Source organism: Rhodopseudomonas sp. P2A-2r (assembly GCF_026015985.1).
Classification (GTDB): domain Bacteria; phylum Pseudomonadota; class Alphaproteobacteria; order Rhizobiales; family Xanthobacteraceae; genus Tardiphaga.
In genome coordinates, this window is record NZ_CP110389.1 from 708,031 (window position 1) to 731,043 (window position 23,013).

The 23,013-nt window shown below is 62.4% G+C and carries 16 protein-coding genes and 1 pseudogene; 14 read left to right on the forward strand and 3 right to left on the reverse strand.

Going from position 1 to position 23,013, the window contains the following annotated elements:
• The first annotated feature begins 192 nt into the window (after positions 1-192).
• From ONR75_RS03330 to ONR75_RS03355, 6 genes are all read left to right on the forward strand, one after another.
• Positions 193-1,056 carry an alpha/beta fold hydrolase gene (locus tag ONR75_RS03330; RefSeq protein ID WP_265081371.1) on the forward strand — a complete coding sequence of 288 codons (864 nt, stop codon included), beginning with the start codon at positions 193-195 and terminating at the stop codon, positions 1,054-1,056.
• A gap of 55 nt (positions 1,057-1,111) precedes the next feature.
• On the forward strand, positions 1,112-1,564 hold the full coding sequence (locus ONR75_RS03335) for a (2Fe-2S)-binding protein (protein ID WP_265081372.1): 453 nt from the start codon (positions 1,112-1,114) through the stop codon (positions 1,562-1,564).
• Positions 1,561-3,732, forward strand: coding sequence for a xanthine dehydrogenase family protein molybdopterin-binding subunit (locus tag ONR75_RS03340; RefSeq protein WP_265081373.1), 2,172 nt, complete (start codon positions 1,561-1,563; stop codon positions 3,730-3,732). Before ONR75_RS03335 ends, ONR75_RS03340 begins: the two co-directional genes overlap by 4 nt.
• Entirely contained in the window at positions 3,729-5,021 is a 1,293-nt protein-coding gene (locus ONR75_RS03345) for a c-type cytochrome (protein WP_265081374.1), read from the forward strand. Before ONR75_RS03340 ends, ONR75_RS03345 begins: the two co-directional genes overlap by 4 nt.
• Before the next feature lie 224 nt (positions 5,022-5,245).
• A complete protein-coding gene (locus ONR75_RS03350) occupies positions 5,246-6,064 on the forward strand; it encodes an alpha/beta fold hydrolase (protein ID WP_265081375.1) in 819 nt (272 codons plus the stop codon).
• Positions 6,061-7,044: an MBL fold metallo-hydrolase gene (locus tag ONR75_RS03355; protein WP_265081376.1), complete on the forward strand. Its 984-nt coding sequence runs from the start codon at positions 6,061-6,063 to the stop codon at positions 7,042-7,044. The genes ONR75_RS03350 and ONR75_RS03355 overlap by 4 nt, the downstream gene beginning before the upstream one ends.
• Before the next feature lie 19 nt (positions 7,045-7,063).
• Here ONR75_RS03355 and ONR75_RS03360 read toward each other — a convergent pair whose 3' ends face one another.
• A complete protein-coding gene (locus ONR75_RS03360; protein WP_265081377.1) occupies positions 7,064-7,777 on the reverse strand; it encodes a YoaK family protein in 714 nt (237 codons plus the stop codon).
• Between the two features lie 270 nt (positions 7,778-8,047).
• Between ONR75_RS03360 and ONR75_RS03365 the strand changes: the two genes are divergently transcribed.
• The 4 genes from ONR75_RS03365 to ONR75_RS03380 all read left to right on the forward strand — a co-directional run bounded on the left by ONR75_RS03365 (position 8,048) and on the right by ONR75_RS03380 (position 12,085).
• Complete coding sequence (locus tag ONR75_RS03365) at positions 8,048-8,764, forward strand: hydrolase (protein WP_265081378.1); 717 nt, start codon at positions 8,048-8,050, stop codon at positions 8,762-8,764.
• A 60-nt stretch (positions 8,765-8,824) separates the two neighbouring features.
• Positions 8,825-9,238, forward strand: a complete 414-nt coding sequence (locus ONR75_RS03370; protein ID WP_265081379.1) for a hypothetical protein — start codon at positions 8,825-8,827, stop codon at positions 9,236-9,238.
• A gap of 63 nt (positions 9,239-9,301) precedes the next feature.
• The gene (gene fumC / locus ONR75_RS03375; RefSeq protein ID WP_265081380.1) at positions 9,302-10,762 is read left to right on the forward strand and encodes a class II fumarate hydratase; all 1,461 of its coding nucleotides are present in this window, start codon (positions 9,302-9,304) and stop codon (positions 10,760-10,762) included.
• Between the two features lie 81 nt (positions 10,763-10,843).
• Complete coding sequence (locus tag ONR75_RS03380) at positions 10,844-12,085, forward strand: threonine/serine ThrE exporter family protein (protein WP_265081381.1); 1,242 nt, start codon at positions 10,844-10,846, stop codon at positions 12,083-12,085.
• Between the two features lie 469 nt (positions 12,086-12,554).
• On the opposite strand, the gene ONR75_RS03385 is transcribed toward ONR75_RS03380, so the two are convergent.
• Together ONR75_RS03385 and ONR75_RS03390 are read right to left on the reverse strand one after the other, a co-directional pair.
• Entirely contained in the window at positions 12,555-13,550 is a 996-nt protein-coding gene (locus ONR75_RS03385) for a primase-helicase family protein (RefSeq protein WP_265081382.1), read from the reverse strand.
• Between the two features lie 960 nt (positions 13,551-14,510).
• The gene (locus ONR75_RS03390; protein ID WP_265081383.1) at positions 14,511-15,119 is read right to left on the reverse strand and encodes a hypothetical protein; all 609 of its coding nucleotides are present in this window, start codon (positions 15,117-15,119) and stop codon (positions 14,511-14,513) included.
• Positions 15,120-15,969: 850 nt separating this feature from the next.
• Between ONR75_RS03390 and ONR75_RS03395 the strand changes: the two genes are divergently transcribed.
• The 4 genes and pseudogenes from ONR75_RS03395 (at position 15,970) to ONR75_RS03410 (ending at position 23,011) form a co-directional block, all read left to right on the forward strand.
• The gene (locus tag ONR75_RS03395; RefSeq protein ID WP_413776486.1) at positions 15,970-17,448 is read left to right on the forward strand and encodes a PLP-dependent aminotransferase family protein; all 1,479 of its coding nucleotides are present in this window, start codon (positions 15,970-15,972) and stop codon (positions 17,446-17,448) included.
• A gap of 357 nt (positions 17,449-17,805) precedes the next feature.
• Positions 17,806-19,416 (forward strand): ABC transporter substrate-binding protein, encoded by a 1,611-nt coding sequence (locus ONR75_RS03400; RefSeq protein WP_265081385.1) that lies wholly within the window; start codon positions 17,806-17,808, stop codon positions 19,414-19,416.
• A 15-nt stretch (positions 19,417-19,431) separates the two neighbouring features.
• Positions 19,432-21,441, forward strand: a complete 2,010-nt coding sequence (locus tag ONR75_RS03405; RefSeq protein ID WP_265081386.1) for a hydantoinase/oxoprolinase family protein — start codon at positions 19,432-19,434, stop codon at positions 21,439-21,441.
• A pseudogene (locus ONR75_RS03410) lies at positions 21,438-23,011 on the forward strand (hydantoinase B/oxoprolinase family protein). The gene ONR75_RS03405 and the pseudogene ONR75_RS03410 overlap by 4 nt, the downstream one beginning before the upstream one ends.
• The last annotated feature ends 2 nt before the right edge of the window (positions 23,012-23,013 follow it).

Genomic DNA, 23,013 nt, shown 5'->3' on the forward strand with positions numbered 1-23,013 from the left:
ACGCCGATCGCGCAGAGACTGAACGTGACGCTCACCAATGAGTGTCGGATCACGACGCCGCATCCGGCGGTAGCCGTACTATTGTTCAAGACCCGGATCTCCGTTCGCGGACATGATCCGGCATAGTTGGAACTTGCTCAATCGACGTGGACTAGGGCGTGCGCACCCGTTCGGGTATTCACGGAGTTTGTAATGACAACCATCAAGCGACATACGGTTCACGCCAACGGCATCAGGCAGCATTTTCTCGAGGCGGGTAGCGGGCCGCCTGTCTTGTTGCTGCACGGTTTCCCCGAGACCAGCTTTGCATGGCGCCATCAAATTCCGGTGCTGGCAGAAAAGTATCATGTCATCGCGCCAGATCTGCGCGGCTATGGCGAGACCGACAAGCCGGCATCCGGCTATGACAAGCGCAACATGGCGCTCGACACGGTCGAGCTGATCAAGGCACTGGGGCTGGGCAGGATCGCGCTGGTCGGCCACGACCGCGGCGCCCGCGTCGCGACGCGTCTCACCAAGGACCATCCGGCGCTGGTGGATCGTCTGGTGGTGATGGACAACGTGCCCACCCGCGTCGTCGCGCGCGAGATGAGCCCGAAGCTTGCGAAGGCATACTGGTTCTTCTTCTTTCATCTGGTGCCGGACCTGCCGGAAAGCCTGATCCGCGATCGCGAGGATCTGTGGCTGCGGCACTTCTTCTCCGACTGGTGCTACGATCCGCTGACCATCTCCGGCCACGACTTCGACACCTACGTCCAGGCCTATCGCAGGCCCGGCGCGGTGCGTGGCGCGATGGCGGATTATCGGGCCAATGCCGAGGATGTCGCGCAAGACCAGGTCGATGCCGACGTGAAAATCGCGTGTCCTGTGCTGTCATTGTGGGGCGCCGACTTCGAAGCCGTAGGCCGAATGTTCGATATGGCGGAAGTCTGGAGCGAGATGGCATCAAATCTGCGCGCCGAAGCGATCGAGCAGTGCGGCCATCTTCCGCACGAGGAGCAGCCCGATCGCGTCAACAGGCTGCTGCTTGAGTTTCTCGAGGGCTGGAACGGATAAAGCAAGCTGGCCCCCATTTCATGCCTGATGGTCCACTGACGAGACGAGGTTTCACATGCTGACGATCCGCGTCAACGGCCGGGAGCATCAGGTCGAAGCGCCGGGCGACATGCCGCTGCTCTGGGTGCTGCGCGACCTCGTTGGTTTGAAAGGAACCAAATTCGGCTGCGGCATTGCCCAGTGCGGCGCGTGCACCGTGCATCTTGATGGCCGCCCGCTGCGCTCCTGCGTCATGCCGGTCGGTTCAGTCGGCAAGGCAGAAATTACGACCATCGAAGCCATCGGCGAGACGGCCGTCGGGCAGCGTGTGCAGCAGGCGTGGCTTGCGCTTGAAGTTGTGCAATGCGGCTACTGCCAGTCCGGTCAGATCATGTCCGCCGCGGCGCTGCTCGCGCGCAACCCTGCGCCGGACGATCTCGCCATCGACTCGGCCATGTCGGGCAACATCTGTCGCTGCGGCACCTACGCCCGGATTCGTGCGGCCATCAAGGAGGCGTCCAGCGCATGAAGCGGTCGCAGTTCAGCAGGCGTGATCTGTTGGTGGGTGGCGCGCTGCTGATCGCGCTTGGTAACTCGTCGCGGGGCGATGCCGCGGAAGAGCCCGCCACTCCGAAGATAGCGAGTCCCGCCGATGCGGACTTCGCGCCAAACGGGTTTCTCCGCATCGACCGCGACGGCCGCATCGTGCTGGTGATGCCGAGCGTGGAAATGGGCCAGGGCATCTACACAGCCGAAGCCATGCTGGTCGCCGAGGAACTGGAGGTCGGCCTCGATCAGATCTCCGTCGTCGCCGCACCGGCCGACAAGATGTACGCGCAACCCCGCTTCAAGGCGCAGTTGACCGGCGGATCGACATCCATTCGCGGCTTCTGGACGCCGCTGCGCGAGGCTGGCGCGCAAGGGCGGACGCTGTTGATTGGTGCTGCGGCGAATAGCTGGGGCGTGCCGGTTGCCGAATGCAGCGCCAGCCGTGCCGTTGTCACGCATCATCCGACCGGACGAGCGCTGCCCTACGCTGCGCTGGTCGATGCGGCCACAAGGATGCCTCTGCCATCCTCGGTCGCATTGAAATCCGTTGCGAACTTCTCACTGATTGGCAAATCCGTTCCGCGTCTCGATACGCCAGCCAAGGTCAATGGTTCCGCGGTGTTCGGCCTCGATGTCGAAGTTCCCGGCATGAAAACCGCCGCCGTGACAATCTGCCCGTTCATCGGCGGCAAGCTCAAATCGCTGCAGGAAGGCGCCGCCCGGTCGCGTGCCGGTGTCATCGACGTCCTGCGCATCGATGACGCCGTTGCGGTCGTCGCACACCACTACTGGGCGGCGTACAGCGCGCTTGAAGATCTGCAGATCGAGTGGGACCCCGGCTCGAACGCGTCGATGTCGTCGACAACGATTCGCGATGCGATGAAGCTTGCGTCGGAGATCGAAGCCCCGACGGCGGGGGTTCATGTCGGCGATCTCGCGGGCGCTTTCGCCCGCTCCAGCAAGATTCTCGAAGCTACTTACGAGCTGCCGTTCCTTGCGCACGCCACGCTTGAGCCGATCAATACCACCGTGCACGTCCGGCCCGACGGCTGCGACATCTGGGTCGGCACACAGGTACCTGCGACGGCGCAACGGCACGCGGCCCGCATCACCGGGCTGCCGCCGGAGCGAGTCGTCATTCACAACCACCTGATAGGCGGCGGCTTCGGACGCCGCCTGGCTGCTGACACCATCGAGCAGGCGGTGCATTTCGCCAAACAGGTGCCTTATCCGCTGAAAGTCGTGTGGACCCGCGAGCAGGACATCCGCCACGATCACTTTCGTCCGGCCTATTATGACCGCCTGCATGCGGGGCTCGATGCGGACGGCATGCCGATCGCGTGGACCCATCGCGTGACGTCCGGCACTGTACGCGAGTATTTCGATGAGGGCGGTTGGCCGAAAGGCAAGCTCGATCCCGATTCGATCGAGAGCGCGGGCGATACGCCCTATGACCTCAAGGCGATGCGGGTGGACTGGGTGCGGCAGGATCCGCCTGCGCCGCTCAATTGGTGGCGCGGCGTCGGCCCGACCCACAACGTGTTTGTAGTCGAAAGCTTCATTGACGAGTTGGCCGCTGCGGCGGGCCGTGACCCCGTTGCCTATCGACGCGCGCTACTCGGCAAGAACCCACGGTCGTTGGCCGTGCTCGATCTGGCCGTGGCAAAGGCAGGATGGGGGCAAAAGCTCCCCGCGAGGTCGGGCCGTGGCGTCTCATTGCACGACAGTTTCGACACCCGCGCGGCGATGGTCGTCGAAGTAAAGGTCGACGACTCCGGCACCATCGATCTGGTGCGCGTGGTTGCGGCGATCGATTGCGGCGTGCAGATCAATCCGGATTCGATCCGGGCGCAAATCGAGGGCGGCGCGCTGTTTGGCCTCTCGGCCGCACTGCATAACCTGATCACCTTTGCCGGCGGCAAGGTCGAGCAGGGCAATTTCAACGACTACCGGCAGATGCGCTTCAACGAGGCGCCGCAGGTCGAGGTGCATCTGATACGCAGCGAATTGCCGCCGGGCGGGATGGGCGAGGTCGGCACGGTCTCGGCCGCACCTGCGCTGGCGAATGCGATCTATGCCGCAACCGGCGTTCGCCTGCGCAAACTGCCGATCGACCGCAGCCTGCTGGTGGCGAGGAGCAGGGCATGAAGAAGTTGATAGGCGTGGCGCTGGCTGGCGCGATCGTCGCTGTGGGAGCCGCGTGGTTCTTCTTCTGGCCGGCGCCGCTGCCCGCCGTCGCGTTGAGTGCTGCATCGCCGACCGGGCAGGACCTGATTGCCAAGGGCGAGTATCTCGCAAAGGCCGCCGACTGCGCGGCCTGTCATACCGCGCCGGGCGGCATGAAACTGGCCGGAGGGCTCGCGTTCAAGCTGCCGTTCGGCACCATCTACGCGCCGAACATCACGCCGGACCGCGAGTTCGGCATCGGTGCTTGGTCCGATGCCGAATTCGTGCGCGCGCTGCGCAAGGGACTCGGCCGTCATGGCGAAGATCTCTATCCGGCCTTTCCCTATACATCCTTCGCGTTGCTTTCCACCGATGACGCGCTGGCGATCAGGGCTTATCTGGCGAGCGTGAGCGCCGCGGCGGTTCCGTCGCGTCCCAACGACCTCTGGTTTCCGTTCAACCAGCGTTACGTCATGCGCGGCTGGAAATTGCTGTTCATGCCCGATGGTCCCTATGCGCCCGACAGGTCGAAGACTACGGAATGGAATCGCGGCGCCTATCTGGTCGAGGCGCTGGCGCATTGCGGCGAGTGCCACACACCGCGCAATCTCCTGTTCGCAACCAAGAGCGACGCAAAATTCTCCGGCGCCGTCGTCGAGGGCTTGAAAGCCTACAACATCACGCCGGACAGGCAGTCCGGGACCGGCGAATGGACCGACGCCGAACTGGCGGCCTATCTGTCGAGCGGGCATGCCGAAGGCCACGGTGGCACCAGCGGAAGCATGGCCGAGGCGGTCAATCTCAGTCTGCGGCTGCTTTCGGCTCACGACATTGCCAGCATGGTCACCTATATGCGGACCGTTCCGTCCTTGCCGTCAACACTGGCCGGTCCGGTTGAGCGATCGCCTGCGAGCCTCGCCTCGTCCGGCCCGTGGACGCCGCAACCGACCACGGCGTCTTCCGAAGGCCTTAAGATTTTTCAAGGCGCGTGCGCCAGTTGTCACGGCTGGGACGGGAACGGACAGCAAAGCCCGAGCGCATCGCTGCGCGGCGCGCGCACGGTCAACGATCCCGACGGCACAAATCTCGTCCGCTTGATCCTGAACGGCGTTCACATGTCATCACCGACAGGCGACCGCAATATGCCGTCCTTTGCCGCCGCCTATACCGACGCAGATGTCGCGGCGGTTAGCAATTATGTGCTGGCGCACTTCGGTAACAAAGCTGGTCAAGTGACACCGGGCATCGTTGCCAAGGCGAGGCGCGATTGATGGAGGCCGTCTCAAAGCCGCAGGGAGTTTGAACACCGCGTTCATCATTCAGACAATTCACCTTCCTTTCCTTCAAGAGATCGTGCCGGACGATTTCTAACATCTGCGTCGAAATGTGACGCGAGAGGCGATCCGGCAGACCTGCTCCCGCATGGCGCGGGGCGCCGCGATCTAGTCCAGATCAAATCTGAGGGCGGGATGCCGCAATGATCAAGGAATCGACAATGACAATCAAGCAAGTGCTGGCAGCAACAACGGCTATTCTTTTATCGGCGTCGTCGGCAATTGCAGCCTCGAAGACAGAGGCAGCAAAGACAGCATCGTCCAAAGCACCTGGCGGTCCGGATGCTCCGACTGTTGTCCTGGTGCACGGGGCCTGGGCGGACGGATCGAGCTGGGCGAAAGTGATTCCGCTGCTGCAGGCCAAGGGCATCAAGGTGCTGGGCGTGCAGAACCCGCTGACCTCGCTGGCCGACGACGTCGCGGCTACGAAGCGCGTGCTGCTGGATGCGACCGGTCCCGTCGTGCTGGTCGGACACAGCTGGGCCGGCACCGTCATCACGGAAGCCGGCACGGATCCGAAAGTGAAGGCGCTCGTCTACGTTGCGGCCTTTGCCAACAAGGAAGGCCAGTCCGGCGGCGATCTCGTCAATGCCTATCCCAAGACGCCGGCGCTTGGCACCGTCCGGGACGACGGCCACGGTTTCCTACGCCAGACCGAGCAGGGCATGATCGATAATTTCGCGCATGATCTGCCGAAGCAGGAAGCCCGCATCCTGTTCGTCACTCAGGGCGCGCTCGCGGCCAGCACGTTCGGCGACAAGGTCACCGTGCCGGCCTGGAAGACGGTGCCGTCGTGGTACGTCGTCTCCGCCAACGACCGGGTGATCGCCCCGCAGATGGAGCGCGATCTCGCCGCAATGATGAAGGCCAAGACCACTGTGCTGCCGTCGAGCCATGTCTCGCTGCTGTCGCATCCTCGCGAAGTGGCTGAGGTGATCGAGGATGCAGTCGCGACTGTCGCGAAGAGCGCAGCCAAATGAACCGGCGCGCGCTGTCTAGAATGTTCGGCTCCGCGCTATGTTTCTCGTCTCTCGCATCTTTGTCGTTCGTGGTGTCGACACAGCTGGCCTCTGCGGCCGCCCAGGCCGTTGGCGGGCAAGCGCCCGGCTACTACCGGATGCATATCGGCCGGTTCGAAGTCACCGCACTGCTTGACGGCACGCATCCGTTTCAGGCCGCGAAGCTCGCCGTGGGCGCGAAGCCTGGGGAAATTGATGAATTGCTCGGCGACCAAGAGCTGAAGTCTCCGTTCGAGGGCATGATCAATGCGTTTCTCGTCAACATGGGCGATCGCCTGATCCTGATCGATACCGGGGCCGGCAATCTTTACGGCAAGGACGGCGGCGGGCTGGTGGGAGCGATCAAGGCGGCGGGTTACGCGCCCGACGCTGTCGACGACATCTTCATCACCCACCTTCACGAAGATCATGCCGGCGGGTTGATGCTGGACGGCAAGCCCGTGTTCGCCAAGGCGGTCGTTCATGTCTCTAAGCGCGACGCGGAGTTCTGGCTCGACAACCGCAACCAGGACAGCGTCGGCGATCTCCTGAAGCCGTTCTTCCCCGCCATCCAGAAAGTCGTCGCGCCTTATGTGGCGACAGGCCGCTTCAAGCCGTTCGATGGAGAGGCCGCGCTGCTGCCCGGGCTGACGCCGATGGCGGCACCGGGTCATACGCCGGGTCACACGTATTACCTGCTGCAAGACGGCGCGCAGTCGATGCTGTTCTGGGGTGATACGGTTCACATGCAGCCGGTGCAGCTGCCTGATCCCGACGTAGCTATAGAATACGACTGGGACGTGCCACTTGCCATTGCAGCTCGCAAGAACGCTTTGGCGATTGCCGCGAACAAGGGCTGGTGGGTGGCAGGCGCCCATGTTTCGTTCCCCGGGATCGGCCATGTGCGCGGTGACGGTAAAGGTTATCGCTGGATTCCGGCGAACTACACATTGAATCGCTGACGAAGCTTGCAAGCGGCGGTCAAGCCTCGGCTTTCGAGGCCACCGCGGCTACGCGGCGGCCGTGCCACCAGAGTGCGATGGCAGAGAGCAGCACGGGTAGCGTCAGTGCCTGTGTCCCCAGCTGCCGGTGCAGCGCCGCGCCAAGGCAGCAACCGCAGACGAAGCCCGCGATCGCGGGTCCGACAGCCTGCACATTTCGCAATGACGTGGCATGGTCATTGGCCTGCCGAGACATCAGATCGACAATCCCCATTGAAAAACGCGTGATATCGACAGTGACCATCGTCGTCGATGGCATGCCCGGCATGCTCTGAACCAGCACGCTCTGCGTGGCCATGGCGGCAACGCCACACATGCCCGCGAAAACCACGGACAAGCTGTCCAGCTCCGCGATTTGCCCGTTGAGCACGCGCATCAACAGGAACAGAGCGAGAAAAGTCAGTTGAAGCGCTATCAGCGTGTCAAGCGAAACGCGCCCCAGCCTGCCCTCGAAAAACCGCATGAGCGCAACGACCATCATGAACACAGGGACTGCAATCAGTTGGGCGATGCCGACCTTTCCGCCGGCCGCCAGATGGCCCGCCATCAGCACGACGTTTCCGGTGACATGCGCAGCAAAAAGTCCGCCGAGGGACAGGAAGCTGATCGTATCAGTGGAGCCCGCGATGGTACTGAACAGCAGGATCATTGCCACCGATGGCTGCACAACGGATGTATTCAGACTTGTCGTCACGACGGGCCTGTCCTCTCGCATCTACTCATTCCTGGCTGTTTTGGCTGCCGCATTGCGGATCTGCAACGATAGCCTTGACGGCAACAATGCAAAGCTAGACGTGAAATTCGTTACAGGCTTGAACAAAAGAATGCGGTCGTCGCACTGCGAGTTCTGCAGGATCATAAGTGAGCGGCTGCTTCCGTAGCGCAGATCATGAACGTTCCGCGCTGAAGCCCGAGCATCCGAACAGGTGACTTTCCGACAATACGCCCATACCGATTTCCGTCAGTGTCGCTGCCAGCAACGAACGATTGGATTTGCCTGCCGTCCTCGCACGAAGACGCAAGCAAGCCGATCAAGCCAGCAGGAGCCGCCATGTCCTTAAATCCCGGTCTGTTGACGCCGGACCAATGCGCTCTCGTGCTCATCGATCATCAGGCCGGTCTCGCCTTCGGGGTCGGCTCGATCGATCGTCAGATCCTTTTGAACAACACCATCGCTTTGTCCCGCACGGCGCTGGCGTTTGGCCTGCCGATCATCGCCTCGACGTCGGCCACCAAAGTGTATGGCGGGCCACTAATGCCTGCGCTCAGCGCGCATCTCCCGAATGTGCATCCGATTGATCGGCGCAGCATGAACATGTGGGAGGACGACGCCGCGCGCACGGCAGTCGAGAACAGCGCGCGGCGGCGATTGATCGTTTCGGGCCTCCTCACCGAGGCGTGCGTCTCCTTTATGGTTCTCTCGGCCATCGCCGACGGCTACGAGGTTTTCGTCGTGGGTGATGCCTGCGGCGGGTTGACCGAGCGCAGCCATGATCTCGCATTGCGACGCATGGAATCCGCAGGCGCCCGCATGACATCGTGGATCCAGGTGCTGCTGGAACTGCAGCGGGACTGGACCCGGCATGAGACCTATGATGCGGTGCGCGCCATCGTCGAAGCCAATGGCGGCGGTTATGGCATCGGCCTGGCCTATGCGCGCGACATGCTTCGTCCGGCCTGAGCCTGCCGCGATTGGCGAACGGCACCCCCACGCTTCTCCCGATATGCAAAGGATCATCCAATGGACGGGCAACCGCCCGCGATTGTGACGCAGGAAATCCGCATCGTCGACGACCAGGGCAACGCGCGACTGTTGCTGTCTGCGAAGTCCGGCGTGCCGGTGATCCAGATGCTGCGGCCGGACGGTGAGCCGGGCCTCGCGATAACCCTCGACCAGGCCGGGCGGCCGTCGATCAAGCTAGCAAACCCGGCGACCGCTGCACCCAGCGCGGCGCTTGAGATTGATGACAAAGGCGCCCACGTCAAATTCGATCGGCCCGGAGGCGCATCGAGCTATCTGTTTCTCAACAATTTCGGCGCAGCCGGTGTCGTGTTGCTGGATACCAAAGGTGTGCGGCGGCTGAACGTGCTGACCGCGTCAGACGGAACGGCCAGCGTCGAACGATTTGGTCCGGACGGCAAGCCATCGCCTTGACGTCCCGCGATCTGGTTGTCCCATCTCACGTCTCCTCCCAAACCTAACCGCAAGAATTTGCTGATGTCAGTCGCTGCAAAGGCCATTCCCGTCATGACCGACCTTCCGATCGGGCTCACAGCCAGGGGCACCCGCCACGAATTCGATTCCATGGGAAATATGGATGTTCCCGCCGACATGTATTACGGCGCGCAGACGGCGCGCTCGTTGATCCATTTCTCGATCGGCGATGATCGCATGCCGAAGGCGGTGTATCACGCCTATGGAATCGTCAAGAAAGCCTGCGCGCTCGTCAACGAATCCGCGGGTCGGCTGCCGGCGTGGAAGGCGGCGGCGATCATCCGCGCCGCCGACGAGGCGATTGCGGGCAAGCTCGACGCGCATTTCCCGCTCTATGTCTGGCAGACCGGCTCCGGCACGCAGTCCAACATGAATGTCAACGAGGTGCTGTCCAACCGCGCGATCCAGCTGCTCGGCGGCACGCTGGGCACCCAGCAGCCGGTCGGTCCCAACGACGACGTCAACATGGGGCAGAGCTCGAACGATACGTTCCCGACCGCCATGCATATCGCCGCCATTGATGTGATCGACACGCGGCTGCTGGTCGAGCTCGATGCACTGGCGGCGGTGATTGAGCGCAAGGCGCAGGGCTGGATGGGCGTGGTCAAGACCGGCCGCACGCATCTGGAGGACGCGACGCCGCTGACGGTCGGACAGGAATGGTCCGGCTATGCGGCCCAGATTCGTGCCTGTATCATGGCCATTGAAGATTCCCGCGCCGGACTTTACGAGCTCGCCGTCGGCGGCACGGCGGTCGGCACCGGGTTGAACGCGCCGAAGGGATTCAGCGTCGCGGTAGCCAAGAAGATCGCCGAACTGACCGGTAAGCCGTTCGTCACTGCGCCGAACAAGTTCATGGCGCAGGGCTCGCTCGATGCGATGGTACGGGCGCATGCGGCGCTTCGCGGGCTTGCCGTGTCGCTGATGAAGATTGCTAACGACATGCGCTGGCTCGCGTCGGGCCCGCGTTGCGGCCTCGGCGAGCTGAAGTTGCCGCCCAACGAGCCGGGCTCGTCGATCATGCCGGGCAAGGTCAACCCGACCCAGTGCGAGGCCATCGTGATGATCGCCATCCAGGTGCTCGGCAACGATGCTGGCGTGGCCTTTGCGGGCTCGCAGGGCAATTTCGAACTCAATGCGATGCGTCCTATCATCATCAACTCGTTTCTGAAATCGGCTACCATCCTGGCCGACGGCTGCAAGAAATTCCGCACCTTCTCGGTCGAAGGCACGCAGCTCGACGAGAAGAAGATCGCAAGCTACGTCGCCAACAGTCTGATGCTGGTCACCGCGTTGTCGCCGGTGATCGGCTATCAGAACGCCGCGCACATCGCCGAGACGGCCGATGCGGAAGGCCTGACATTGCGCGACGCCGCACTGCGCTCGGGCCATGTCGACGAGAAGACCTTTGACAAGGTGGTCGATGCCAAGACGATGATCGGCGACGGGGTTGGCGGGGCTTGAAGCATGATGGATCCGCAGACGAACGAAGCCATGCTTAGGCCAGATGGCATTCGGGCGGGGCGGGGCGCGGATGCGGGCACCATGAAGCTGCTGATCCGCGTCGCCCAGTTGCTATTCGTCAATGGCGAAACCACCGAAGGGGCGCATCGCACGGTCGAGCGTCTCGGCGAATCGCTCTGCACCCCGGTGATACTCACGGCGAGGTGGGGAGACATCCGGGTTCAGCCGGACGCCTGCACATTCGGTGCCCAGATCCCTGCAGACCCTACGGCAGTCGACATCGGCCGGGTCAATGCCACGGAATGTCTTGTCGATGATATTCGCCTCCAGCGGGTCACGCGCGATGATGCCGAGCAGGCCCTTGATGCCATAAGTCGCATGCCGCCGGTCTCGCTGCTGCGCTTCGCCGTCATGGCCGCTGCCGGCGCCGCCGCGCTCAGCGTCATTTTCGGTGCGGCCCACATGTCGACAATCGTACTAGTTGCCGTGAGTGCCGGCCTCGGCGCCTGTGCCCGCCGCGGCGTCTCGCATCTAAGCCGCAGCCCGTTTCTGCAACCGTTTGTCGCCAGCCTGCTGGCCGGCGCGATCGTCAGCTTGGCCAGTGTACTGCATGACCCAGCGCCGCTGCATCTGCTCGCCGCATGCCCTTGCATGGTGCTGGTGCCGGGCCCGCACTTTCTAAACGGCGCGATCGATCTGGTGCGCGCGCGCATTGCACTAGGCGCGGCCCGCATTCTGTTTGCCAGCCTGATCGTGGTCGCGATCTCCGCCGGACTGCTCATTGGACTGTCGATCAGCGCCGCGCGTTTCGCCCCCACCGACGCGGTCGCTGCCGTTCCGTTGCTGTACGATGTCTGTGCCGCTGGAATAGCCGTGGCTGCCTATGGCGTGTTCTTCAACATGCCGTGGCGGATGCTAGCACTGCCGATCGGCATCGGGATGGCGGCGCACGCCTTGCGATGGGAGATGATCGATTTCGGCGCCAGCGCGCCGCTTGCAGCCTTCGCGGTCTGTGCGCTAGTCGGGTGCTGCATGGCGCCGCTGTCACGCCGGTTGCGGGTGCCGTTCGGCGCATCATCATTCGCCGCAGTAGTATCCCTGATCCCCGGCATCTTCATGTTCCAGACGGCAGCGGATGCGCTGTCCCTGATTGGGCATGGCTCGGCTTCTGCAGCCGTGCTGACCGAGATCGCCAGGAACGTCGTGACGGCCTCGCTGATTCTCACTGCGATGACGGCAGGCCTCATCGTGCCAAAGATGACGTTCGACTACTTTGCAACGCCGGCCAGATCCTTTCGGCGGCAAGAGCGTCAACCGAGCTAATTAAACGTCAACTCGGTCAACCGTGAAGCTGACCCAGCCTAGCTGAGGAGATCCCGGGCTGCGGCGGCTGCGCGGGTACCCCGGCCAGGGAAGGACCCTTTATTCTGACGGAGCGAGGGCCTGTTAAGTCCGACGTCATCCTATGAAGGCTGTAAACCCTGGCCGATTGCCTGGTGGTGTGGGGAAACTTCGGGCTGCGGCGGCTGTGCATCCAAAGTCCAGCCGTCCCATTCTTAGATCGACCTCTTTGCATCATATCCGTCCACCCAGTCCAACGATTTGCGAGAGGTATGGACGCGAGAAATGCCCGTAAACAAAGGTCGCGTCCACGCAGTCCACTAGTTTTGTTATTTTTTTGAGTCTAAATAATAATAAGGTTTTTTGTCATCCTTCGCCCGGCTGAAACTTCAACTTCCCTCAAACTGCATGGACCTGATAGACCGACTGGATCGACGGCCGGCTTGACCGGCTAAGGAACCTCCTCATCAAAGGCGTCTGTCGGGATGATTGGCCAATCGACGGTTTGACCAACGAGTGCTTCGAAGGCCTCTCTTGCCTGAGCGAGCTGAGGAAAGCAGTAATGATACGGACGGTGAGACGGGCCGTCGTCCGCTTTTCCGGAAGGCCGGCTCCGTCGCGCTCCCAGTTTCAGAATGCATTCGCCAAACTGCGGCTTGGTCTGGCGCCGCCGCTCACCGATCTGCGTTGCCGCTTTGACATAATCCTGGAACAGCGTCTCGATGGGGACCTGCAGAAGCCAGTCAGGACTTTCCGTCGTGGTCGAGCCGTCCCACAGTCGGCCGAACCAATAGCTGGTCACCGAGTCGAGAGACCTCAGCTTCTGATCGAGAAGCGCCTTCGTCTTCGGGATCTTCCGCAGATTGACACTGTTGAGGTCGAAGTTGAGCAGATCACACAACAACCGCTCGCGTCCGCCGGCGTTCAGCTCGTCTTCCATCTCTTTGAAATAGGCGTTGTTCTGTGCGCACCGAGGGTGCACGTCCAGAACGCAGAAGCGCCGCTCGTCCACCCCGGCCGGGACGACCCACTTTTCATTCGACGTCATCACGCAGTGGACGTAGTTCGGCATTCGGATGGGATCTACGCGCTTGGCCTCCACCAGTTGCATGTCTGAGGTGATCAGGCCCTTCAAACGGCCCTCTGCCGCCTTGTCGCCGGCCCAGACTGCCTCATCGGCCTGCAGGAGCAGGCAATTGGCCATATGACTGTTGAAGTTTCCGGTGATGTAGCGTCCCTCATCTACCTGCACGTAGTGAGCGGCAATCAACGAACCGAAGACTTCACCGAGCTTGCTTTTGCCTGAGCCCATGCTGCCGCGCAAAACCAGCGCGGTACCGAGTTTGTCCCGCGGCCGCTGCATCATTTGAGCGAACCAGCCGAAGAGGTAGGCATAGAGGGCCGGGTCCGAATTGCAGATGTTGTTGAGGACGTGGTCCTTGAACACGGCGTAGCTGCCCTGCTCCGACGGAGTGACGGAGAAACCTCGCCACAGGTTCAGATAGTTGTCCCGTCCAAGCGCGCCGTCTGGGTTTGGAAAGAATTCGACGCCCGCATATTGCCGCCGCTTCGGATGAGTCAGCCATGCAACGCCAAGCGGGATCCACTTCGCGTTGCCTGCAGCATCACTGATGCGGACGCGCCAAGGATCGCGACTTTTGCATGCAGCAAATTGAACGGCCGGTCGGCAGGGCGCTTCATGGGCAAATGCAACAGGCCAGGCACATCGGTACAGGTAATCTGAGAATTACCGGGGTCGAGCATCAAGGCGAGCGCGACGCTCCCTCGTAGGCTCTCTGCTGCGAAACCTTCTGTGTGAATCGCTCGACCGCATCGTTCATGAAAGATGCGTCGGCTGAGTATCCGCACAGCCACCCAAACTGCCCGCGATAGCCTTCCGGTGGTTCGAAAAGCTGCGACAATGATGGCGGTTTGTTCTTTTCGCTGTTCCACATCGTTAGTTGCCCGCCGGAGCTAGAAGCTGATCAAGTTTGCCCTGCAGATCAGCATTGAGCAGAACGAGATTCGGTAGTCGGAATGAGATGCCATCGGGCCACTCGATTCGTCCGCCCGATACTTCTATCTCTTCCTCAGGCAACACGTCGTCGGATTCGACAGTTGATGCGGCCGCTGCGCGGCCGACGAATGCCGGTCCTGGGACAATCTGCGTTCCACGGAGGCGTAACACGCGGTCGTCCCGCTCGACGAGGGACGAGATGACCATCGCTTCGAGGGGGCCGCAACGACCATCACAAGGATGCTTTCAGGTTGGATAACTCAAATTTCGGCGGAGGGTATTTCACGCCTGAGCTCTTCGAGAAGAACCTCCTGGGGGTTCTTCATGGATTACCTCGTAAGTGCCCTGTGGCCGACGCATCTGCTGAGCCAACTGGAAGCTTGACTTGTTTTACCTGACCTCGAGCTCGTCACCGGATGCATCACGACATGACCAGTGTTCGCCCTGAGGAGTCGGCCTGCCAAAATGGCGTGAAAGCGCGGGCCCGTTGTCGCAGGTGCAGGAGCCATTCGATAAAACGAATATCTCGGCACCGCCGACTAGACTGCCGCTTGCGATTTCCCGAAAGCCGTTCGGGAGCTTTTTAAAGGCAGCGTAGTGTGCGCAGCCAAGCTCGGCCGCGAAGACCGCGGCGGATCCGATCAGACCTGTTATGGCCAAACCGAGAATTATCGACGCGAGGGCGCGGCGGCAAAGGGGCATCTGTAGGACGCCGGCCCTTTCGCGCGCCTTGATGGACGACAAGTTGAGAACGAGCTCGGGAGCGCGCCTCGCAACGACGTTGGCCAGCCCTGCATCTTCTAGCCTCCCAGTCTCCATCTGTCGCATTTCGTCGAGGACGGGTTCACCGCGGACAGGCTCATTCGGCTTGCGCGCTTCTTCTTCGAGAGGTGTGGCAACGACCATCACAAGGATGCTTTCAGGTTTGATGACCCAAATTTCGGGAGAGGGCATTTCACGCCTGAGCTCTGCGAGAAAAACCTCCTCAGTTTTCTTCATGGATCACCTAGGGAGTGTGCAGCGCACGCCGCATGGCGCTTACCTCGGCAGAGCGACGATGCCGCCTGGGTCGCTGTTTCAAAGTGGACGGCTGCCTTTGGCCAGTTCCGCGATCTCGGACCGGGTCAAGGGGGCGGCGTGAGTCGGCGTTACCTTAGTGTGGGAAGGACGATTCGACTGCTCCCGGCCAATGCCGTCCGTCGCTTCCGACCAAACGATGCAAAAAATGTCCACGCCATCAGTTTCCAAGATGGCTGCAGATCGCACCACGCGGCGACGACAGGTAACGGCAGCCCGAAAATGATGGGCCGCAAAATCCAGCGTCGCCAGGGATTTCGCATGTCGATCTTCGGCAAGCTCGCGTACTCCGTCGAAAATGGTAAGTCGCAGGCTACCCTTGTGCGGTTCAGTGCCAGCCACCGGTGTCAGCAGTCGAACGACGGTTGGCCAGCGGCGGCGGTCACTCGGCGTCAGCGCCGACCCCAATCCTTCGCGCCACGGGACCTAACGCACTTTAGGCGACTGGCCGATTTCTTCCATAACATTTGATGAGCGAACGACCGGTTGAACTCGCCGCGCAAGGCGGACCGTGGACATCTCGAGGCCTAGGGCAGGCCAGCGAAATATCCGAGGACACCCCGGCGGGGTGTCGGCCCGTCGCGGCCGGGCGGTCGCGGCGCGAGCAACCTCCCGAAGCACTATGATCTTCCAGGCATTTCTGGTTAATCCCAAGATGCCTTGCTGAAGTGAAGTTCGGGCTGTTTCCTCCAGGCCTAGTTGTGTTGGCCCAAGCAGGATTGCTCTGTCGGGGGATGTTTGATTGAAAAATAATCGCATTCAGAAGAATCGCATGTCCCTTGCCGGAATGCATCTTCAGCGAACGTCCTCGATTGCCTTGCATCAACAGATTGCCGCGCACATGCGCAGCGGTATTCTGCGCGGCATCTTTCCGGCCGGCACACAGTTTCTCGGATCCCGCGAAGTGGCCCGCGAACTAGGCTGCTCACGCATGGTTGTGCTGACCGCTTGGGAGCTGCTTTATGCGGAGGGGTATCTGGAATCGACGCCGCGCGGCGGTGTCAAGGTAGCTTCGGTCAGCCAGTTCCAAGCCGTTGTCGCGGTCGCGCCAGTACCCGCTGCCGAAACTGGTGCAGTCGATCATGCTGGACCTGTTTCACAGCGCTGGCGATCGCTGCTGGCCTCCGAATACGACACCAACTGGAAATCCGATATGGCCCCCGGAGCGCCGGATATTTCCAGCTTTCCCTTCAAGGAATGGGCACGGCTGCTGCGCCAGAGCTGGCAGGATCCTGATGGTGCAGACTGCCTCGACCTGCCTGCGGCCGGCCTGCCGGAGCTGCGTCAGGAGATTGCGAACTTCCTTGGCTCCGTCCGTGGCGTGGTGTGCACCCCGGATCAGGTGGTCGTGACTTCGGGTACCTCGAGCGCGCTCGACCTGATCAGCCGAATGATTTTGGACGATGGTGACGAGGTCTGGGTCGAGGAACCCGGCTTCGTCGAGGCGCGCTGGGCGCTCACCGCCGCGGGGGCAAAGCTGGTGCCGGTGCCGGTGGACGACAGAGGTCTGTGCGTCGCGGAAGGGATTGCTCGCGCCCCCAACGCCAAACTGATCGTGGTGACGCCGTCGCATCAATATCCGCTCGGCGTCAGCATGGGACTGGAGCGGCGCCTGGAATTGCTCGACTGGGCCAACAGGAACGATGCCTGGATCGTCGAGGACGACTACGATTCCGAATTCAGGCACCAGGAGAGTATGATCGCCTCGTTGCGCTCGCTGGATCGCGAACAGCGCGTGATCTATCTCGGAACCTTCTCGAAAATCATGATGCCGAGCCTGCGGCTGGGCTACATCGTGGCGCCAGAACGTTTTGTAGGCACCTTCAGCAAAGGCCGCGCCCGCATCGACGTGCACTCCTCCGGCATCGGCCAGCTCGCGCTCGCGGGCTTCATGAAGGAGGGTCATCTGCTGCGCCACCTCAGGCGTATGCGGAAGGTTTACGCGGAGCGCCAGCAGGCGCTGATGCAAGCCATCACCACGTTGATGCCCGACGACCTGCATGCCTCGCCGGCGGCAACCGGGCTGCATCTGGTGGCATTCTTCACCGAACGCATGAAGGCCCGCATGACCGATCAGGAAGCCGCCCGCACCCTAAAGCGTGCCGGCATTCATGTTCAACCGCTGTCACAAAACTATCTGGAGCGTGCAACGCGGCCCGGGCTGGTGTTCGGCTACGGCCGGCTGAAGGCGGAGGACGCGCGGCGCCTGATCGCAGGGATCGCCGAAGCGCTGGGATGCGGCCAGCACTAAGCCTTCTGCGAAAATAATTTCGCCGCTTGGCGGGTTATTTCAATCCATGATGTCGTTGACGTCGAAGCCTCCAAAATAGCCAGCTTCTGTTGGTTCAATCCTGCTCCGGTGGGCGGTGGGCGGGATTTTCCTTGCGCAGGCGGCAGTTCAGCGCGCCCATCGCATAGGGAAGCGATGCCGTGATCTGCCCTTTCGAACGGCAGGTCTGCCGCGAAATGTCGCAGATGTGCGCGCCGCCGATTTACCGAGATAATCCAATCGCTGGCCTAGCCGTTTCGGGCAACTCTGGCTCTATGGCGGCCGGCGAAGGTCGTGTCAAAAATTGCGACGAGCTGATCCAACAGAGGAAGCAGGCGGATGATCGTTGATCGCGGGCGGATGTTGAAGATCATGAGCGGCGTGGCGCTGCTGGCCCTGCTGCCGGCGGCGGCGCAGGCCCAGACCCGTGCAGAGACGCTGCGTCAGGTGACTGGCAACAACATTCCCACTCTCGATCCCACCACGCCGGGCGCGACGCGCGAAGCCTTCGGCGTCTCAACCAGCATCTATGACCGCCTCGTGGCCTTCGAGCGCAAGCGCGACGAGAATGGCGTCTGGGTGTTCGACCGCACGAAGATCCGCGGCGAACTTGCCGAAAGTTATGAGATCAGCGCCGACGGTTTGAAGATCACTTTCAAGCTGCGCGATGCCAAATGGCATGATGGCACACCGGTCACCGCCGAGGACATCAAGTGGTCGCTGGATCGTGCGGTCACCGCGAAGTCGATCGCCGCAGGCCAGATGGGCACGGGCTCGCTGACAAAGGCCGAGCAGTTCGCTGTGGTCGATGCCAAAACCGTCACCGTTACGCTGCCTAAGGCCGACCGTCTGGCGCTCGCCAATCTCGCCACGCCGCTGGCTCCGATGTTCAACAGCAAGCTCGCTAAATCCCATGCGACAGTGGAAGATCCGTGGGCTCAAGAATGGCTGAAGACCAACACCGCAGGCTCCGGCGCCTACAAGGTCGAGGCGTTCAAGCCCGGCGAACAACTGATCCTGAAGCGCAACGACGATTGGAACAGCGGACCCGGCGGCAAACCAGCGTTCTTCAAGCGCGTCATCGAGCAGACCATTGCCGATCCCGCCACCCGTGCCAACCTGGTCGAGAAGGGCGACGCCGACATCGCCATCGACCTGCAGGCGAGCGACGTGCCGGCGCTGCAGCAGCGTGGCAAGATCAAGGTCGAGTCGACGCCGCAGTCCAACGGCTTTACAATGATCGCCTTCAACACCCAGATGGCGCCGTTTGACAACATCAAGGTGCGCAAAGCGATCGCCGCGGCGCTGCCCTATGACGACATGTTCAAGGCCGCGATCTTCAAGCGTGGCTTCCCGCTGTACGGCGCATCGTGGACCGCGCCGCCGAACGCCAATTTCCCGCAACCCATGCCGGTGAAGACCGATATCGCCGCGGCGAAGGCGCTGCTTACGGAAGCTGGCTTCCCCAACGGCTTCAAAACGACCTTCAGCATCAATGTCGGCTCTGCGGCGGTCACCGAGCCAATGGCCGTGTTGCTCAAGGAATCGCTGGCCAAAATCGGCATCGAAGTCGATATCCAGAAACTGCCCGATGCCCAGATGTCGACGCAGATCACCGACAAGAAGCTGCCGTTCTTCACCGAAGGCTCCACCGCCTGGCTGCCGACTACCGACTACTTCTTTCGCAACTTCTTCACCGGCAACCAGCGCTGGAACTACAGCTCCTGGAACGACGAACTGGTGATGACCCTGGCCAATCAGGCACGGTTCGAGCAGGACCAGGCGAAGTATGACGGCATGGGCAAGCAGATGATCGCTGAATACGTCAAGGAAACCCCGATGGTGCTGCTTTGGCAGGCCAACCAGGACGCCGTGATGATCCCGCAGATCGAAGGCTATACCTACTGGTTCCACCGTCAGGTCGATTTCCGCGACCTGAGCCGCAAGTAACCGGCAACAGAAAGCGTGACGGCCTTGGACCAGATCTGGGAAATCGGCACCGATATTGGTGGTACCTTCACCGATATCATCGCTATCCGGCGCGATATCGGTGAAACCCGTATCGCAAAAGTGCCGTCGCGTCCGCACGCGCCGGTGCAGGCGATGCTCGAGGCTATCGAAGCCGTCGGTTTGCAGAAGTCCGAGGTCTGCCGCTTCATCCACGGCACCACGCGGATCACCAACGCCATTGTCGAGGAGCGGCTGCCGCAGGTGGCGCTGGTGGCGACAAGGGGTTTCGAGGATGTGCTCGAGATCGGCCGCTACCGCCGTCGCGATCTGTATCGTCTCGATATTGCGCCGAAGGCCAGGTCACTGGTGCCGCGAGATTTCTGCTTCGGGCTCAACGAGCGGCTCGACCATGACGGCACGGTCATTGCTGCTCTGGATGAGGCGGAGATCGAACGGCTTATCGTCTGGCTGAAAGCGACCGGCGTCCAGAGCGTCGCCGTGGCGCTGCTGCACGCCTATGCCAATCCGCTGCACGAAAAGATGCTTGGCGAGCGGCTTAAGGGCGTCGTCCCCCATGTCTCGCTGTCCCACGAGGTCAATCCCGAGGCGCGCGAATTCGAGCGCACCTCGTCCACCGTGTTCAACGCCGCGGCGATGCCGATCGCGGTGGAATATCTCAGCGAACTGGAGGAGCGATTGCCGCTCGGCGCCGGCCTGCAGGTGTTTCATTCCGCCGGCGCGATGATTCCGATCGCGGCGGTCAAGCGCCGTCCGCTTGTCATGGCGATGTCCGGCCCTGCGGCCGGCGTGTCGGCCTCGGTCAGCATCGCCCGGCAGCTCGACAAGTCGCGGGTGCTGACGTTCGACATGGGCGGCACCACCACCGACGTCTGCCTGATCGTCGATGGCCAGGCCGAAATGACCGATGGCAAGATGCTCGGCGACCGGCCGCTGCGGCAGCCGATGCTGGCGGTGCATTCGATCGGGGCCGGCGGCGGCTCGATCGTGCGCCTCGGCTCCGGTGGCCTCAGCGTCGGCCCGGAAAGCGCCGGCTCCGAGCCGGGCCCGGCCAGCTACGGCCGTGGCGGCACGCAGCCGACCATCACAGACGCCAACGCGCTGCTCGGCTATCTCAATCCCGTGACAAAACTCGGTGACCGCATCGGCATCGATCTCGAAGCCGCAGCGCGCGCGGTGCAGCCGATTGCGGACCGGCTTGGCATGAGTCTGAATGAAACCGCATTGGGCATCATCAAGGTGGCTAACGCCACCATGGCGCGCGCGCTGCGCCGCGTCACTGTGGAGCGCGGCATCGACGGCCGCGATTGTACCTTGCTGGCGTTCGGCGGCGGAGGCCCGATGCATGCGGCAGGGCTCGCGGAGCTTTACGGGATCACCGAGGTGGTGGTGCCGGCGGCGTCGAGTGCCTTCTCGGCGTTGGGGTGCCTGACGGCGGATTTCAGCTTTCTGCAACAACAGACCCTTCGCGTGGCCATTGACGGTATCGATCTGGCAAAAGTGTCGGCGCGGATCGATGCCACGGTCGAACTGGCGCTGGAGCCGCTGGTGGCAAACGCCATCCCGCGGTCCTCCATCAAGGTCGAACTGGTGGCCCTGATGCGCTACGCCGCGCAGAACGACGCCATTCCGGTGCGGCTGACACTGCCGCTCGATCCCGCTTTTCTGCAGCAGGAATTCCTCAAGAAGCATCGCGAACTGTTCGGCTACGCGACGTCTGAGCCTTGCGTGATCGAATCGATCCGCGTGCAGACGCGGCAGCCGTCGACCACCGAGGTCAAACGGCCGGGCATCGACGCCCGGCGCACCGAATTCGTGCCGCGAAGTTGTTCGTTCGATAACGCCCACAACATGATGACCGACGTCATCGATCGCGGCGCCGTGTCGGCTGAGGTCACCGGGCCCGCCATCATCGAGGACGCCTGGTCCACGGTGGTGGTGCCGCCGGGATGGCAGGCGGTGCCCGGTGCCTCTGGAAACCTGTTCCTGACGAGGGTGGCCTCATGAAGCTCGACCCGTTTGCCGTCGAAGTGATCCGCCATGGCCTGTCTGCCGCAGCGGAAGAGATGAGCCTGGTGATGACGCGCTCGGCGCGGTCGCCGCTGCTGCGCGAGGCCGGCGACCTGTCGTCGGCCATCACGGATGCGGAAGGCGAACTGGTCGGGCAGGGCCGCGACATTCCGGTCCATCTTGGCGCCATGGCCTATACGGTGCGCGAAATGCTGAAGATGGTGCCCGCCGCCGCCATCAAAGCCGGCGACGTGCTGATCTACAATCTCGGCGCGCTCGGCGGCAATCATCTCAACGACGTCAAGGTGGTACGGCCGGTGTTCTTCGAGGGCGAGATTGTCGCTTTCGCGGTGAGCTTGGCGCACTGGCCTGACATCGGCGGCTTCTGGCCCGGCAGCTACTTTGCCAAGGCCATCGACACCTTCCAGGAAGCCTTGCGGATTCCACCGATCCGGATCGCCACCGCGGCCGGCGTCAGCGATGCCATCGTCCAGTTCCTCAAGGTCAACGTGCGCGACCCCGAAGCCTGCGAAGGAGACTTGCTCGGTCAGATCGCCTGCACCCTCACCGGTGAAAAGCGCATCGTCGAATTGTGCAGGCAGCACGGCAAGGCGAACTTTGTGGCGACCTTGTCGCGTCTGCACGATCTGTCCGAAGCCGAGATGCGCGAAGCGATTCTGGCCCTGCCGGACGGCGTCTACGAAGGCGAGGATTTTATGGATGACGGCGGCCCCGCGAACGCGCCGGCCCGCATCCATGTCAAGATCATCATCAAGGGCGACGAGGCGACGTTCGACCTGTCGGGCAGTTGCGACCGGGTGTCGAATTTTTGCAACACCACATCGTTCATCGCCCGCTCCGCCGTGGCATATTCTGCGCGCATCATGAGCGGTCGCGACATGCAGCAGAACGGCGGCGCATTGCGTCCGCTCACCATTATTACCCGGCCGGGTTCGATCTTCGAGCCGGGCCTTACCGCGCCGGTGGCCGCGGGCAACCACGAGACCTCGCTGCGCATCGTCGACGCGATCTTTCTGGCCATGAAGGATGTGATCCCGGAGCGGCTGTCGTCGGGCGGTGCCACCACGTCCGGCATGTTGTCGTTCGCCGAACCGCGGGCCGACGGCTCTTGGAAGATGCTCTACGAGGTCCACGCCGGGGGCGAGGGGCGCGCTACAACCGCGCCGGATGTGCGGCTACCCGCGTCCACCTCACCAACACTTCCAACACGCCGGCCGAGGTAATCGAAGCCAACTACAACATTCGTGTCGAGCGGCAGGCGATCCGCTGGGGCTCCGGCGGCAGCGGGCAGTTTGCCGGCGGCGATGGCGTCGTGCGCGACTACCGCATCCTCGCTCCCAGCATGCATCTGACCAGCAGCGTCGAGCGCATGGTAATTCCCCTGTTCGGCCTGCACGGCGGCGAGCCCGGCGCGGCCTGCCGGGTGTCGTTGACGCGCGGCGGCGAGGCAGTCGCGATCGACGGCAAATCCAACCTTGTCCTGCAGCAGGACGATCTCGTCACCATCGAGATGTGTGGCGGCGGCGGCTTTGGCACGGCGGCGTGAAG

Excerpts from the sequence above, each read along its gene's own strand:
- fumC (WP_265081380.1), top strand. The coding sequence starts at position 9,302 with ATGTCAGTCGCTGCAAAGGCCATTCCCGTCATGACCGACCTTCCGATC.
- ONR75_RS03350 (WP_265081375.1), top strand. The coding sequence starts at position 5,246 with ATGACAATCAAGCAAGTGCTGGCAGCAACAACGGCTATTCTTTTATCG.
- ONR75_RS03370 (WP_265081379.1), top strand. The coding sequence starts at position 8,825 with ATGGACGGGCAACCGCCCGCGATTGTGACGCAGGAAATCCGCATCGTC.
- ONR75_RS03355 (WP_265081376.1), top strand. The coding sequence starts at position 6,061 with ATGAACCGGCGCGCGCTGTCTAGAATGTTCGGCTCCGCGCTATGTTTC.
- ONR75_RS03400 (WP_265081385.1), top strand. The coding sequence starts at position 17,806 with ATGATCGTTGATCGCGGGCGGATGTTGAAGATCATGAGCGGCGTGGCG.
- ONR75_RS03345 (WP_265081374.1), top strand. The coding sequence starts at position 3,729 with ATGAAGAAGTTGATAGGCGTGGCGCTGGCTGGCGCGATCGTCGCTGTG.
- ONR75_RS03395 (WP_413776486.1), top strand. The coding sequence starts at position 15,970 with ATGTCCCTTGCCGGAATGCATCTTCAGCGAACGTCCTCGATTGCCTTG.
- ONR75_RS03380 (WP_265081381.1), top strand. The coding sequence starts at position 10,844 with ATGAAGCTGCTGATCCGCGTCGCCCAGTTGCTATTCGTCAATGGCGAA.
- ONR75_RS03340 (WP_265081373.1), top strand. The coding sequence starts at position 1,561 with ATGAAGCGGTCGCAGTTCAGCAGGCGTGATCTGTTGGTGGGTGGCGCG.
- ONR75_RS03390 (WP_265081383.1), bottom strand. The coding sequence starts at position 15,119 with ATGAAGAAAACTGAGGAGGTTTTTCTCGCAGAGCTCAGGCGTGAAATG.
- ONR75_RS03330 (WP_265081371.1), top strand. The coding sequence starts at position 193 with ATGACAACCATCAAGCGACATACGGTTCACGCCAACGGCATCAGGCAG.
- ONR75_RS03335 (WP_265081372.1), top strand. The coding sequence starts at position 1,112 with ATGCTGACGATCCGCGTCAACGGCCGGGAGCATCAGGTCGAAGCGCCG.